Genomic DNA, 16,385 nt, shown 5'->3' with positions numbered 1-16,385 from the left:
CGCTCAGCGACCCCCGCCGCGAATCACCCGGCATCGGGTGTGGCGAGGCCTGCGCGACGCGAGCACTACAATGGAACGGTTCACCGCGGCCGCGTCGGGAACTATCGGCGCAGGCCCGATCGTTGTACGTAAGGTCCGGCGGGTGCCCCGCGCACTCGCGCGGACACGGTCGCAGCGCACGAAGACTCGAGCACACAGGGAGAGGCACACCATGGCAGATCGCGTACTCCGAGGCAGTCGGCTCGGAGCGGTGAGCTACGAGACCGATCGCGACCACGACCTGGCTCCGCGTCGGATCGCCCGGTACCGGACCGACAACGGCGAGGAATTCGACGTTCCCTTCGCCGACGACGCCGAGATCCCGCCGACCTGGCTGTGCCGCAACGGCCAGGAGGGCGTCCTGATCGAGGGCACCAGCCAGGAGACCAAGAAGGTCAAGCCGCCGCGCACGCACTGGGACATGCTGCTGGAGCGCCGCAGCAAGGAGGAGCTCGAGGAGTTGCTCAAGGAGCGCCTCGAACTGCTCAAGACCCGCCGCCGCGCCTGACGGTCCGCGCTTCACGGAAAACGGCCGCCGCATCGTCGGATGCGGCGGCCGTTCGTGTCTCACACGCCGGTCAGCGACTGGCCACCTTGCGGTAGCGCAGCAGCGCCAGCGGCACGGCGACCACGAGGATCGCCACCGAGCAGGCCACCGCGTATTCGACGCAGTGGTCGGCGGCCCAGCCGGTGGGCGGGACGAACGTGGGCGGCGAGTCGTTGTCGAACAGCTTGCGTCCCGCCGCCGAGACCGCGGTGATCGGATTCCACTCGGCGATCGCGCGCAGCGGGCCGGGCAGCGTCTCGGCCGAGATGAACGCCGAGGAGATGAACGTCAGCGGGAACAGCCAGATCAGCCCGGCGCTCTGCGCCACCTCGACGGTCGGTGACAGCAAGCCGGTCAGCGCGCCGATCCAGGACATCGCGAACGCGAACAGCAGGATCACCGCGAACGCCAGCACGGCATCGGTGACGCTGCCGTGAATGCGCCAGCCGACCACGTACCCGCATCCGACCATCACCGCCAGGCTCAGGATGTTCACCACGAGGTCCGACAGCGTGCGGCCCATCAGCACGGCCAGCCGCGACATCGGCAGCGCCCGCATCCGGTCGATGATGCCCTTCTGTAGGTCCCCGGCCAGTCCGACCGTGGTGAACGCGGCGTTGAACGCGACAGTCTGGGTGAAGATGCCTGCGAGCAGGAATTCCCGGTACTGGCCCCCGCCCAGTGAGGCGCCGAAGATGTAGGCGAACAGGAACACGAACATCAACGGCTGGATCGTCGCGGTCACCAGCAGCGTCGGCACGCGCAGGATGGTCAGCAGATTGCGGTGGGCGACGATCGCGCTGTCCCGGAACAGCCGCAGGCGCGGGGCGGAATTCGGCTGCGCGGCGGCGTTTCTCGGCTCCGGCTCCGCCTTCGGGGTGGCCTCCCCAACCATTGCCGTGCTCACGACATGATCTCCTCTTGTACGTCGTCGTTCTCCGGTTCCGTGGCGGGCGCGCTTCCCGGTTTGCCGGTGAGGGAAAGGAATACGTCGTCGAGGCTCGGCCGGTGCACGTTCGCGTCGACCACGCAGACACCCGCGTCGTCGAGCCTGCGCAGTGCCTCCACCATGGTGCGCGAACCGTCGCCGACCACCACCGACACCTCGTCGGTGCCCGCCTCGTGGCCGGGCTCGCCGACGCCGATCTGCGCCAGGACGACCAGCGCGGGCTCGGCGGCCTGCCCGGCGGCCAGGGTGACGGTGAGGCGGTCGCCACCGATCGAGGTCTTCAGCTCGTCGGCCGAGCCGCGGGCGATGACCCGCCCGTGGTCGATGACGGTGATGCGGTCGGCCAGCAGGTCGGCCTCTTCGAGATACTGCGTGGTGAGCAGCACTGTGGTCCCGTCGTCGACGAGTTCGCCGATCACCCGCCACATGTCCAGCCTGCCGCGCGGGTCCAGACCGGTGGTCGGCTCGTCCAGCACCACCACGGCGGGCCGGGCGACCAGCGCGCCGGCGAGGTCGAGCCGCCGGGCCATGCCACCGGAGTAGGTTCCGGCCCTGCGGTGCGCGGCGTAGTCGAGCCCGAGGACGTCGAGCAGTTCGGTGGCACGGGCCGACGCCTGGCGTGGCGACATCCCGTACAGCCGGGCCACCATGCGCAGATTCTCGTAGCCGGACAGGTTGCCGTCGACGGCGGCGTACTGGCCGGACAGTCCGATCCGTTTGCGCGCCGCCGCGGGATCGCGCAGCACATCGATCCCCGCTACCCGCACCGACCCGGCGGACGGTTTCAGCAGCGTGGTGACGATCCGCACGGTCGTCGTCTTACCCGCGCCGTTCGGGCCGAGCAGGCCCATCACGGTGCCGGTGGGGATTCGTAGGTCGACCTCGTCCAGCACGCGGACCCGGCCGTAGTTCTTCACCAGGCCGGTTACCTCCACCGCGAAGCTCACCTGGGCGTCTCCTTCGTCTCCAGCCACCTCCGCAGCACCGGCCCGATCACCGCCAGCGCGCCCGGCGTGGTCATCGCGGAGTGCGCGCAGCGCAGCTCGTGGTCATGGACGGCACCGGTGACGTGCGGCTGCCATGCGTCGGCGCGCCGGTCGGGATCGTTCCGGTTGACCGGGTCGTCGCCCGCGGTGAAGAACAACAAATCGCCGTCGAACGGCCGGGGCCGGAAGCTGTGCGCGAGCACGGTGCCGTTCTCGTAGCCCGCGTAGAGCCGCTCCAGATGCTCCACGGTCAGCGCCGCGAACGGCCCGGACCGGGCGCGCAGCAGTTCGGCCGCGTCCCGCAGGCTCATGTCCGGATCGATCTCGCCATCGAGGTCGTCATTGCCGAATTCGCCGACGATCTCGGCGACGCTCGGGGTCGCGTGCGCGAGCAATTCGTCGGACAGCCGGTAGCTGTCCATCATCGACAGCAAGGCGACCTCCTCGCCCGCCTCTTGCAGCTGCACCGCCATCTCGTGGGCGATCAGTCCGCCGAGCGACCAGCCGAGCAAGTGGTAGGGACCCTCCGGTTGGATCTGCTTGATCGCGGCCACGTAGTGACCCGCGGCCTCGGCGATCGACTCGTAGCTGTCCTCCCCCGCGACGTGCGGAGCCTGCAAGCCGTAGACCGGACGGTCCGCGGGGAGGTGCGCGAGCAACCCCGAGTAGCACCATGCCAATCCGATCGCCGGATGCACGCAGAACAGCGGCGCCTGACTCGCCGCGGTACTCGGCCGGATCGGCAGCACCGGCGCGAGCATCGCCGCCACCGCGCTGCCTGAGGACGCGTCCGCCCCGTCCAGCCGCGCCGCGATCGCAGCGGGCGTCGCGTCCCCGAACATCAACTGCACCGGCAGATCGATGCCCGTCTCTCGCACGTGCGCGACCACTTTCGTGGCCAGCAGCGAGTTGCCGCCGAGTTCGAAGAAGCCGTCGTCGACGCCCACCGACTCCACACCGAGTACCTCGGCGAAGGCCGCGCACAGCGCCTCCTCCGCGGGGGTGGACGGTGCGCGGTAGCCCTCGCCCGCGGTGAACACCGGCTCCGGCAGCTTCGCGCGATCCAGCTTGCCCACCGGGCTGAGCGGCACCTCGTCAAGCAACATGATCGACTGCGGGACCATATAGTTCGGCACCAATCCGGTCAGGTGCCCGGTCAACTCGGCCGCGGTGAGCGTCACCCCGTCACGCGCCTTCACATACGACACCAGCGCCGTCGCGCCGGCCGGGGTGCGATGCCCGATGGTGGTCGAGAACGCCACCGCGCCATGACGGGCGAGCGCGGCGTCGACCTCCCCGAGTTCGATGCGGAAGCCGCGGATCTTGACCTGATGGTCGGTGCGGCCGACGTACTCGATCTCCGGCGCGGCATCCACCACCGCCCCGTGGTCGCGCGACCCGGCCCACCAGCGCACCAGATCGCCGGTACGGTACATCCGCTCGCCCGGCTTGCCGAACGGATTGGCGACGAACCGCTGGGCGGTCAATCCCGGACGGTTCAGGTAGCCGCGGGCCAGCGCGTCACCGGCCAGGTGCAATTCACCGGTCACCCCGAGCGGAGCCGGATGCAGCCGCGCGTCCAGGATCGCCGCGTTCACGCCACGGATGGGTCCGCCGATGGTGATCGGCTCGCCGGGTGTCATCGGCTGGGAGATGACCGTGACGATGGTGGTCTCGGTGGGGCCGTAGACGTTGTACAGGCTGCGGCCGGGCGCCCACCTGGTCACCAGGTCCGGCGGCAGCGCTTCACCGCCGACCAGCACGTGCTGCAACTCGCGCAGCCCGGTGGGGTCGACCGTGCCGAGGGCGGAGGTGGTGATGAACGCGTGGGTTATCCGTTCCGCGGCGAACACCTGCCGCAGATCGTCGCCGCCGACCACGCCGCCGGGCGTGATCACCAGGGTCGCCGCGCCGCCGAGGGACAGCAGCAGATCGAGCATCGCGGCGTCGAAGCTCGGGGTGGCGAAGTGCAGCACGCGGCATCCCGGCTGGACGTCGAACCGGTAAGCGGTCTCGGCGGCGAAGTTCGACAATCCGCCGTGCGTGACCATCACGCCCTTCGGTGTGCCGGTGGAGCCGGAGGTGTAGATCACGTACGCCGGGTTGTCGATTCGCAGGGGAGCCAGGCGCTCGGTGTCGGCGATCGGCGCGTCCGGCGCATCGAGCACCCGCGCGCGGAAGGCCGGATCGTCCAGCACGATCCACTCCGTGCCCTCGGGCAACTCGCCGCGGTAACCCGCCAGCGTGATACCCAGCGCCGCACCGGAATCCGACAGCATGTGCGTGATGCGCTGCTGCGGGTACAACGGGTCGACCGGCACGAACGCCGCCCCGGCCTTGGCCACCGCGAGCACCGTCGCCACCGACTCGATCGATCGCGGGATACCGAGCGCCACCAGGGTTTCCGGGCCGACACCACGGGCGATGAGCACCCGCGCCAGCCGGTTGGTCCAGCGATCCAACGCGTCGTAGGTCACCTCGGTACCGTCGGAGACCAGGGCGACGGCGGCGCGATCGACGCTCGCGGCCTGCTCGAAGACCTCGGGGAAGGTGATCGGCCGGTCCGGTTTTCCTCCGCGTACCGGAGCCAGCCCCGACCACTCGGCGGGGTCGAGCAGCTCCAGATCGCCCACCGCGGTGGTCGGGTTCGCGGCGATCGCGGCGAGCAGCCGGGCGAGGCGCTTGCCGAGCCGCTGGGCGGTCGGCTCGTCGAACAGATCCTTCGCGTAGTTCACCGACACCGTGATGCCGGCCGGATCGCGGTGCGCGGTCTGCGTTTCGGTCAGGGTGAACTGGAGATCGAACTTCGCGACCCCGGTATCGATGTCGGCGGCCTCGATGCGCATCCCCGGCAGGTCCAGTCCGCCGACCGGCTCGTTGCGGACCGAGAGCATCACCTGAAACATCGGATGGTGCGCCTGGGACCTGGCCGGATTGAGCACCTCCACGAGCCGCTCGAACGGCAGGTCCGCGTGGGCGAAGGCGTCCAGGTCGGCTTCGCGCACCGCGTGCAGCAGGTCGGTGAACCGGGCGCCCGGGTCGATCCGCGTGCGCAGCACGAGCGTGTTGACGAACATGCCGACCAGCCGGTCCAGCGCGGGATGACCGCGGCCCGCGATCGGGGTGCCGACGGTGATGTCGTCGGTAGTGGTCATCCGGTGCAGCAGCACCACGAGCGCGGCGTGCAGGACCATGAACAGGCTGACGTTGTTGCTGCCCGCGATCGTCTGCAGCTCGCGGTGGGTGACCGGGTCCACCGCGCACTCCACGGTGCCGCCCCGGTAGGACGGAGCGGGCGGGCGCGGCCGGTCGGCGGGCACGGTCAGCAACTCGGGGATGCCGTCCAGGGCCTGCCGCCAGTAGGCCAGCTGCGCACTCACCGCCGAGTCCGGGTCGTCCTCGCTGCCGAGCACGTCCTGCTGCCACAGTGTGTAGTCGGCGTACTGCACCTCCGGCTCCGGCAAGTCCGGCGCGCCGCCGCCGCAGGCCGCCCGATAGGCCACCGCGACGTCGGCGGCCATCGGCTCGAGCGACCAGCCGTCCATCGCGATGTGGTGCACGACCACGACGAGAACGTGCTGCGCCGGTTCGTCGGCGCCGGTCGGCACCGAGATCAGCGCCGCGCGAATCGGCACGGTGGTGGCCAGATCGAACCCCGGTGCGACGAAACGCCGTACGGCGGTCTCGACCTCCTCCGGACGCGCGGTCACCCGCGCCAGCGGGATCGCCGCCTCGGCCGGGTCGAGCACGACCTGCGCGGGTGCGCCGTCGGTCTCCGGGAACACCGTGCGCAGGGTTTCGTGCCTGACCTGTACCGCACGCAGCGCCGAGACCAGCGCGCCGACATCCAGATCGCCGGTCATCCGCAACACGAGCGGGATGTTGTAGGCGCCCGCCGACTGTCCCTCGCTCGACCCGCCCGCGTTGAACCGGTTGAGGAACCACAGCCGCCGCTGCGCGGCCGACAGCGGTATGCGCTCCGGGCGTTCCCTGCGCACCAGCGCGGGGCGGTCCGCGTCGGACGCGGCGCCCGTGTCCAGCAGCTCGGCGAGTCCGGCGACCGTCGGCGTGGCGAACACGGCGCGCACGGCGAGCCGCACGTTCGTCGCGGCGGCCAGCCGCGCGACGAGTTGGGTCGCCAGCAGCGAGTTGCCGCCGATGTCGAAGAAGTTGTCGTCGGCGTGCACGCCCTCGGCCCCGATCAACTCGCCCATCACGGCGGCGACCAAGCGCTCCGCGTCGGTCCGGGGCGCACGACCGGTCGAATCGCCGACGGACTGCGGTTCGGGCAGTGCGCTGACGTCCAGCTTCCCGACGGGGGTGAGCGGGATGGTGTCCAGCACGGTGACACCGGAAGGCACCATGTGCGTGGGCAGCCCGCGCGCGACGAAGGCGCGCAGCGCTTCGGTGTCCACCCCGGCCGCGCGGTCGGCGGGCTGGACGAAGGCGATGATCCGGTCGGCGCCCGCGATGCGGCGCACCTCGGTGTGCGCGAATCGCACCGACGGGTGTTCGCCGAGCGCGGCGGTGATCTCGCCGAGTTCGACACGGAAACCGCGCAGCTTCACCTGATGGTCGCTGCGCCCGAGGTAGACCAGCTCGCCCGAGGCGTTCCAGCGCACCACGTCGCCGGTCCGGTACATCCTGGCGCCGGCGGGGCCGTGCGGATCGGCCACGAAACGTGTCGCGGTGAGACCGAATCGATCGAAGTACCCGCGCGCGACGCCATCCCCCGAGAGGTACAACTCGCCGGGGACGCCGACCGGTACCGGGCGCAGCCGCTCGTCGAGCACCGACGCGCGGGCGCCCCGAACCAGGGTGCCGATGGTGATCGGATCACCGACGCGCATCGGGCCGGAGATGGTGATGACCACCGTGGTCTCGGTGGGCCCGTATACATCGCACATCACCCGTCCCGGCGCCCAGCGCGTCACCAGGTCCGGCGCCACCGCCTCGCCGCCGACCATGAGCGCCCGCATGTGCGGCAGCGGCCAGCGTTCGTGGTCGATCGTCGCCAGCGCGGCCGGGGTCATGAAGCCGTGCGAGACGCGCTCGCGTTCCATCAGCGCGGCCAGCTCGTCACCGCCGTAGATGTCGGTCGGGCAGATCACCATCGCCGCGCCCGACCCCAGTGCGATCAACAGGTCCAGGATCGCCGCGTCGAAACTCGGCGTCGCGAAGTGCAGTGTGCGGGAATTCTCGTCGACGCCGATGCGGTCGCGGATTTCGTCGGCCAGGTTGGCCAGACCGCTGTGGGTCACCGCGACGCCCTTCGGCGTTCCGGTCGACCCCGAGGTGTAGATCAGATAGGCCAGATCGGCCACCTGGATGGCGCGCGAACGCTCGTGGTCGGGGATCGGCGCGTCGTCGTGGCCTTCGAGTTCGGCGGCGAACTCGGGGCGGTCCAGCAGCAACCACTCGATGTCGCGCCCTGCCGGGGCGCCCTCGCGCAGGTGCTCCACATGCGCGGTGATCGCGACGCCGGTCGCGCAGCCGGAGTCGGCGAGCATGTGCCGGATGCGGTCGGCGGGGTACTTCGGGTCGACCGGGACGAACGCCGCGCCGGACTTCGCCGCCGCCAGCATTGCCACCACCGAGTCGATCGAGCGGATGAGCCCGAGCGCCACCCGCGTCCCCGGACCGAGTCCGCGCGCGATCAGCGCGCGCGCCAGGCGATTCGAGCGCCGGTCGAGCTCGGCATAGGTGAGTGACGTCGTGCCCGCGCACAGCGCCGTGTGGTGTGGATACCGCCGCGCGGTCGCGGTGAAGTACTCGGCCAGCGTGCACGGCGGGGCCGCCTGGCCGCCCCGTGCGGGGGCGAGGGTACGGCGCTCGTGGTCGGTGCGCGCGTCGACGTCGCGGATCAGCACGCGCGGATCGCCGGTGACGGCGGTGAGCACGCGCAAGAATCGGTCCGCCAGCGTCTCGATCGTCATCGCGTCGAAAAGCTCGGCGGCGTAGACGAATTCGAAAACGCTGTCCGCCTCGCCCGCGATAGACCCCGGTCGGCCGGTGTCGTTCGCGACGCGCAGCTCCAGATCGAACTTCGCGGACGCGATGTCCAGCGGCTCCGCGCGCAGTGCGAGACCGGGCAGTTCGAGCGTCGGCGCCGGACCGTCCTGCACGCTCAGTGCGACCTGGAACAGCGGGTGCCTGCCCGAGGAGCGGGCTTCGGCGCCGAATTCGTCCACGATGCGCTCGAACGGGATGTCGGCATGCGCCAGCGCGGCCAGCTCGGTGTCCCGATCCGCGCGCAGCAGGTCGGTGAAGCTGCGGTCCGGATCCACGTCGGAGCGCAGCACCAACGTGTTCACGAACATGCCGACCAATCGGTCGAGCTTGGTGTCGGTGCGCCCCGCCACGGGGGTGCCGATCACGATGTCGCGACCACCGGTGACGCAGCGCAACAGCACCGCGAACGCCGAACGCAGCACCATGAACTTGCTGACGCCGCGCTCGCGGGCCAGCGCGGCGAGCTCGCGCTGCACCTGTTCCGGCACCGTGAAACGCACCGTCCCGGCCTGCTGGGTCGGCTCAGCGGGCCGCGGCCGGTCATACGGCAGCGGCAGCTGATCGGGGAGGTCGGTCAGCGCGGTGCGCCAGTACTCCAGTTGGGTCGCTGCGGCGCTGTCCGGATCGCTCTCCTCACCGAGGCAGGCACGCTGCCAGAGTCCGAAGTCGGCGTACTGCACCGGAAGCGGCGTCCACGCCGGCGCCGCGCCCTCGTGCCGTGCCGCATAGGCGGCGGCCAGGTCCCCGGTCAGCGGGCCGAGCGACCAGCCGTCGGCCGCGATGTGGTGCAGCACGACTCCGAGCAGGTAGCGCTCGGGCGAGGTGCGCAGCAGCGACAGCCGCAGGGGCGGCTCAGCGGTGAGGTCGAACCCGGTGTGCGCCAGCGCTTCCAGCGCGGCCTTCGCGCCGGAGTCGTCGATGTCGGTGACCGCCACCTCCGGCAGTGCGCGCTCGACCGGCAGCACCACCTGCTGGGCGCCTTCGGCGTCCTCCGGGAAGACGGTGCGCAGCACCTCGTGCCTGCGCAGCACATCGGCGAGCGCTTCGCGCAGTGCGGGCACGTCGAGATCACCGGCGACGCGGATCACGAAAGCGATGTTGTAGGCACTCGATTCGGGCGCGAATCGGTTGAGGAACCACAAACGCTGCTGCGGCAGGGACAATGGGATACGTCCCGGACGCGGTGTCCGCACCGCCAGCGCCGGCCGCTGCGTCCGGGGCGCTCGATCCAGTTGCCCGGCGATCCCGGCGACCGTGGGCGCCTCGAAGATCGACCGCACCGGCAGCTCCACACCGAACTCCGCGTGCAGCGCGGCGGCGAGCCGGGTGGCCAGCAGCGAGTTGCCGCCGAGATCGAAGAAGCTGTCCTCGGCTCCGAGGACCGGGCGTCCGAGCACCCCGCCGAACACGCCCGCCACGCCCAGCTCCAGTGCGGTGCTCGGCGGGCGGGAGGTCCCCGCGGCCGCGAACACCGGCGCGGGCAACGCCTTTCGATCCAGCTTGCCCGCGGGGGTGACCGGGATCTCGTCGAGCACCGCCACCGAGGCGGGCACCATGTAGCCGGGCAGCTGCCTGCGCGCGGTCTCCAGCACGGCCCGCGTCTCGACCGGCCGGTCGGCCGTGACATACGACGCCAGCCGAACCTGACCTTGCTCGTCGGTGTGCACCACGGTGAGCGCGAACCGGATGCCCGGATGCAGGCGCAGCACGTTGTCGATCTCGCGCAGTTCGATGCGGAAGCCGCGGATCTTGATCTGGTCGTCCGCGCGTCCGAGGAACCGCAGCCGCCCCGTCCGCTCCACGACGACCAGATCGCCGGTCCGGTACATCCGCTCCCCGCGCCTGCCGTGCGGGTTGGCCACGAACCGCTGCGCGGTCAGGGCGAAACGTCCGTGGTAGCCGCGAGCGACACCGGGACCCGACACGTACAGCTCGCCCGGCGTGCCCGGCGGCACCGGGTGCAAACGGTTGTCCAGCACGAACAGTCGCATGCCGCGGACGGGCGAACCGAGCGGCACCGGGCGGCCCGGCTCCATCGGCCCGCTCGCCGTCGCCGCGACGGTGGCCTCCGAGGGACCGTACATGTTGTGCATGCGATGCCCGGCGGTCCAGGTCTCGACGAGTTCCTCCGAGCAGGCGTCACCGCCGACGATGACCGTCTCCAGCTCGTCGAGCCCCTCGTTCGGCACGGTGGCCAGCGCGGCGGGAGTGACGAAGGCGTGGGTGACCCGCTCATCGCGCAGCAGTGTGGCCAGCTCGGCGCCGCCGTACATGCCCGAGGGGGCGATCACCATCGTGGCGCCCGCGGCGAAGCCGAGCAGCATCTCCAGCACCGAGGCGTCGAAACTGGGCGAGGAGAAGTGCAGCGTACGCGCCGCGTCCGAGATGCCGAACAGGTAGTTCTGCTCGGCGGCGAGGGACGCGATGCCCGCGTGGGTCACCACGACCGCTTTCGGCATGCCGGTGGACCCGGAGGTGTAGATGAGGTAGGCCGGGTGACTCACCCGCATCGGGTGGTGGCGCTCGTCGTCGGTGATCGGGTCCGCCGGGCGGCCCGACGACTCTGCGGTCAGTTCGCCGGAGCCGAGGACCAGCCAGTCGACCTGACCCTTGCGGTGCTTGCCCCGCGAGGGCCAGGCGGGCAGGGCCGCCAGGCAATCGGGGTCGGTCAGGCCGAGCATCGCGCCGGAGTCGCCGATCATGTGCGCGATGCGCTCACTCGGGTAGTTCGGGTCGACGGGCACATAGGCCGCACCGGTTTTGGCGACGGCCCAGATCGCGGTGATCGCGTCGAGACCGCGCGGCAGTGCGATCGCGACGACCGTTTCGGGCCCGGCGCCGTGCTGGATGAGGGCGCGCGCCAGCGTGTTCGAGCGCTCGTCGAGTTCGCGGTAGGTGGTGTCGGCGCCGAGGTAGCGCACCGCCACCGCGTCCGGCAGCCGGCGCGCGGTGGCGGTGAGCAAGGTGGCCAAGGTGATCGGCGGCTCGGCAGGCGCGCCCGCGATGGGCACGAGGTTCTCGGTTTCCCTGCGGTCCAGGATCGGCAGGTCGCCCACCGGAAGCTCCGGGGCCGCCACGCCGCCCGCCAGCACCGCGATGAACCGGCGGGCGAACGACTGCACCGTGGATTGGTCGAAAACATCGGTGGTGTAGCCGAATTCGGCCGACAGCGGGCCGTCGCCCGAGTCGTCGTGGACGACCAGCTGCAGATCGAACTTGGCGACGTCCGAAGCGATCGGCAGCACCTCGGCGCGCACCCCGGGCAGATCGATCCGCAGGTCCGGCGCGTGGTCGTAGGACAGCATCACCTGGAACAAGGGGTGCCGCGACGGGGAACGCTCCGGGTTGACCACCTCGACAAGCCGCTCGAACGGCACATCGGCATTGGCGAAGGCGTTGAGATCGGTCTCGCGCACCACGTCGAGCATGCGGTCGAATCCGACCGCAGGGTCGACCGCGGTGCGCAGGACGAGGGTGTTGACGAACATGCCGACCAGGTCGTCGAGCGCCGGATCGGAGCGGCCCGCGATCGGGGTGCCGATCGCGATGTCATCGCTCGCGCACAGCCGCGACAGCAACGTCGCCAGCGCCGCGTGCAGCACCATGAACATGCTCACGCCCCGGCTGGCCGCGAGTTCGATCGCGCCCCGGCGGATCTCGGCCGGGATGGCGAACTCGACCCGGCCGCCGACGGTCGATCTGCGTAGCGGGCGCGGGCGATCCAGCGGCAGGTCGAGCTGCTCGGGCAGGCCGGCCAGCGCCGAGCGCCAGTGGGTGAGCTGCCTGCTGAGCGCGCTGCCCGGGTCCGACTCGTCGCCGAGCAGTTCGCGCTGCCAGAGCGCGAAATCGGCATACTGCACCGGCAGTTGCGTCCACTGCGGCGCGACACCGTTCGCGCGCGCGGCCACCGCCGTCATCAGGTCCTTGGCCAGCGGTGCGATGGACCACCCGTCACCGCAGATGTGATGCAACACGATGAGGAAGACGTGCCGCTGCGGGCCGGTGCGGTAGAGCGCCACCCGGATCGGGGCCTGGCGGCGCAGATCGAAGCCGTACCCGGCGAATTCGGTCGCCAGCTCCGCCACATCGGCTTCGGCCGCATCGATCGGGTCGAGTGTCAGCGGGATCGCCTCGGCCGGGTGGATCAGCTGGTAGGGCCCGTCCGGCGACTCCGGGAAGGTGGTGCGCAGGCTCTCGTGCCGTTCGATGACGTCCACCAGACCCGCCCGCAGCGCGGCCACATCCAGCGGTCCCTCCACCTCCACCGCCAGCGGCATGTTGTACGCGGCGGCATGCTCGGAGAACCGGTTCAGGATCCACAGCCGCTGCTGCGCCTGCGACAGCGGGATCCGCTCCGGTCGTTCGGCGGGCGCCAGCCGCGGCGAGGAGACGTCGGCGGTCTGCGTGGCGAAGCGACGGGTGAGCGCGTCGATCGTCGCGGCCTCGAACAGATCCCGGATGGTCAGCGCGGTGCCGAGCGCGGCGTTGATCCTGGATACCGCCCGCGCGGCGATGAGCGAGTTGCCGCCCAGATCGAAGAAGTTGTCCTCGACGCCGACCTCGGTGTCGAGCACCTCGGCGAAGATGCCCGCGAGGACCCGCTCCACCTCGGTGCGCGGCTCGGCGATCGGCCGGATCGACCGCACACTCGGCGCGGGAGCGGGCAGCGCTTTGCGATCGATCTTGCCGTTGGCGCTCAGCGGCAGCTCGTCGAGTTCCATCAGCGCGGAGGGCACCATGTACCCGGGCAGCGTGTGCCGCAGCGCGGTCAGCAGCGCCGCCGTGTCCAGCGGAGCGTCGTCGTCCTCGTGCTTCGCCGCGACCACGTAGGCGACCAGCTCGTCACCGGTGCGTCCGGTGTGCGCCACGCACACCGCGCGAGCCACCTTCGGGTCGTCGAGCAGTGCGGCCTCGATCTCGCCGAGCTCGATGCGCAGGCCACGGATCTTGACCTGGAAGTCGCTGCGGCCCAGATATTCCAGCACACCGGGCTCGCCGCCGGAGCGGCCGATCTGCCAGCGCGCCAGGTCACCGGTGCGGTACATCCTGGCGCCCGGGGTGAACGGATCGGCCACGAAGCGGTCCGCGGTCAGCCGTGGTTGCCTCAGGTAGCCGCGGGCCAGCTGGACTCCGGCGAGATACAGTTCGCCGACCACGCCGGGCGGGACGGGCTGCAACCGGTCGTCCAGCACATAGGTCTCGGTGTTCCACACCGGCGAGCCGATCGGCACGACGCTCGCGTCGGGCGGGCACGCCCAGTAGGTGACGTCCACGGCGGCCTCGGTCGGGCCGTACAGATTGTGCAGTTCGGCGGCCGGTAACGCCGCGTAGAACTCCCGCACGGTGGCGGCGGGCAGCGCCTCACCGCTGCAGAACACCCGGTGCAGGCAGGCGCAGCCGCTCAGATCGGCCTCGGTGACGAACACCGATAGCATGGACGGCACGAAATGCGCTGTCGTGATTCGTCTTTCGGAGATGATCCGGGCGAGGTACGCCGGGTCGCGGTGCCCGTCGGGGGCGGCGATCACCAATCGCGCGCCGATCTGTAAGGGCCAGAAGAATTCCCACACCGAGACGTCGAAGGTGGCCGGCGTCTTCTGTAGCACCGCGTCACCGTGGTCGAGCGGATACTCGTGCTGCATCCAGCGCAGCCGGTTGACGATCGCGGCATGAGTTACGCCGACGCCCTTGGGTTTTCCGGTGGATCCCGAGGTGAAGATGACGTAGGCGAGGTGATCGGGACGCAGTGTGCCCTTGCGGTCGGCGTCGGTGATCGGCGCGTCGTCGAATCCGGAGACCCGGGCGGTGTCGATCTCCAGCCGGGTGACGGTCGCGGGCAGTTCGACATCGTCGCGGGCCGCCGTGAGCACGCACAGCGGTTCGGCCTGACGCACGATCTGCCCGATCCGCTCGGCCGGATGCTCGGTGTCCAGCGGCAGGTACGCCGCTCCCGCCTTGACGATGGCGTACATGCCGACCACCAGGTCGAGGCTGCGGCGCAGGCACAGACCGACCGTCGTATCGGGTCCGGCGCCGCGCGCGATCAGCAGCCTGGCCAGGCGGTTGGCGCGGGCGTCGAGTTCGGCGTAGGTCAGCGCCTCGGCACCGAATTCGAGCGCGACCGCGTCCGGGTCCGACGCGACGCGCTCGGCGAAGAGGCTCGCGAGCGTGCCGTCTTGCCGGGGCGCCTTGGTGGCGTTCCAGCCGTGCAGGACCTGTTCGCGCTCGGCGTGCGTGATCGCGCCGAGCGACTCGGCGGCCGACATCGGATCGGCGGCCAGGAACCGGCCGAGGAAGTCCAGGTAGCGCGCATGGTGCACGCTCACTTCTGCCTCGCCGTAGAGGCGGGGGTTGGCTTCGAAGTCGACGTGCAGGCGGCCGCCCGCGCCGTTGTAGACGTTGACCGAGAGGTCCTCGACCGGGCCGGTGGCCAGCACGTGCATGGAACCGACCAGGCTGCCGAAACGCAGTTCGTCATGGAACAGCATCAGGTTGACCATCGGGCCGAAGAATCCGCGCGCGTCACGGGAGTAGCCGCTGTCGCGCCGGATGTCGTCGTGGCGGTAGCGCTGATGGCGTAAGGCGCCGGTGATCTGCAACTCGGTCGCCTTCACCAGGTCGCCGATCGTGGTCGCCTCGTCGAATCGCAGCCGGATCGGCACGACGTTGGAGATCACGCCCGCCGAGCGGCGCAGCGACACCGTGGTGCGCGCCGAGACCGGCAGGCTCAGGACCACGTCCGAGTTGCCCGTCACCGACCGCACGTACGCGGCCAGCGCGGCGACGAACACCGCCGAGTCGGTGGTGTTCCACGCGCTGGTCGCCGCCTCGATCGCGGCATGGTGGTCGTCGTCCAGCACGGCGGTGGCCAGCCTGCGGCCCGCGTCGTGGGTGATGGTGCCGAGGCGGGCGCCACCGAGGCTCACGGGCTCACCCACGCCCGACAGCTGCCCGAGCCAGTACTCGCGATCGTTCTGGAAACGACTGGAGTCGTGGTAGCGCGCCTCGTCGGCGTAGATCTCGGCCAGGGAGGTCGCGCGGGACGCGACCGGCTCGGTCCGATTCTCCAGCGCGGTGTAGATCTCCGCCGTACGGGTGAGCGCGTTCATCGCGCCGTAGCCGTCGATGACGATGTGATGGGCGAACGAATACCAGAGGTAGTCGGAGTCTCCGATCCGCAGAACCGCGTTGGAGGTCAGCGGGTCGCGTTCCAGGTCGATGGGCGAACTCGTGTGCTCGTGCATCCAGCGCAGCGCCGCCGCGTACGGATCGGCCTCGTCACGCAGGTCGATGCGGACCCAGCCCGGCCGGTGCACCGGATCCACGATCTGATACGGAGTGCCATCTATCTCCACCATGCGAACTTGACCCACCTGGGTCTCCGCACCGAAACGCTCGATCGCGTACAGCAACCGCCCCTCGTCCAAGTCGCCGTGTATCTCGACGTACTGGGAGATGGTCAACGGTACGTCGGGGCGAATGCGCTGCGCGTACCAGAGGGCGGTCTGTGCGGGTGACAGAGCAAACGGTTGTGCAGAGAATTCGCCGGATGAACATTGGTCGACGCGATCCGTGGCCAATGAACTCATCAATCACTCCGTTCTGCCGCTGTTGACGCAACTCCCCGAGCACCACCCCAGCAAGCGCGCGCGCCAGCTGTAGGACGTGATCCACGCCCTATGATTCGGAGCGTCGCATCAACCGGATTGCCGACGTTTTGGATTTGTGTCACATCCAACGTCCTTGGCAGAAGGCCACTTTGGTTGGTTACATTTCCGCAAACATTGCGACTCAACTAGGGCGATCCGAAGCAAAACGGGCCCTGACCAGACCGTTCGATGATACCCCGGCC

4 protein-coding genes are annotated in these 16,385 nt (G+C 70.3%); 1 reads left to right on the top strand and 3 read right to left on the bottom strand.

What is annotated here, in order from left to right:
* Positions 1-211: 211 nt before the first annotated feature.
* Positions 212-547 carry an RNA polymerase-binding protein RbpA gene (locus ACGF7Y_RS06460; RefSeq protein ID WP_040779429.1) on the top strand — a complete coding sequence of 112 codons (336 nt, stop codon included), beginning with the start codon at positions 212-214 and terminating at the stop codon, positions 545-547.
* Between the two features lie 70 nt (positions 548-617).
* Here the strand turns inward: ACGF7Y_RS06460 and ACGF7Y_RS06455 are convergent, their stop codons facing one another.
* The 3 genes from ACGF7Y_RS06455 to ACGF7Y_RS06445 all read right to left on the bottom strand — a co-directional run bounded on the left by ACGF7Y_RS06455 (position 618) and on the right by ACGF7Y_RS06445 (position 16,122).
* Complete coding sequence (locus tag ACGF7Y_RS06455) at positions 618-1,400, bottom strand: ABC transporter permease (RefSeq protein WP_393230996.1); 783 nt, start codon at positions 1,398-1,400, stop codon at positions 618-620.
* A gap of 89 nt (positions 1,401-1,489) precedes the next feature.
* On the bottom strand, positions 1,490-2,482 hold the full coding sequence (locus ACGF7Y_RS06450) for an ATP-binding cassette domain-containing protein (RefSeq protein ID WP_393229909.1): 993 nt from the start codon (positions 2,480-2,482) through the stop codon (positions 1,490-1,492).
* Positions 2,479-16,122, bottom strand: a complete 13,644-nt coding sequence (locus tag ACGF7Y_RS06445; protein ID WP_393229906.1) for an amino acid adenylation domain-containing protein — start codon at positions 16,120-16,122, stop codon at positions 2,479-2,481. The genes ACGF7Y_RS06450 and ACGF7Y_RS06445 overlap by 4 nt, the downstream gene beginning before the upstream one ends.
* Positions 16,123-16,385: the final 263 nt, after the last annotated feature.

The sequence above is a fragment of the Nocardia sp. NPDC047654 genome, assembly GCF_043205035.1.
Taxonomy (GTDB): Bacteria; Actinomycetota; Actinomycetes; order Mycobacteriales; family Mycobacteriaceae; genus Nocardia.
The sequence above is the reverse complement of the archived record's forward strand: the minus strand, read 5'-3'. Positions and strand labels throughout refer to the sequence as shown.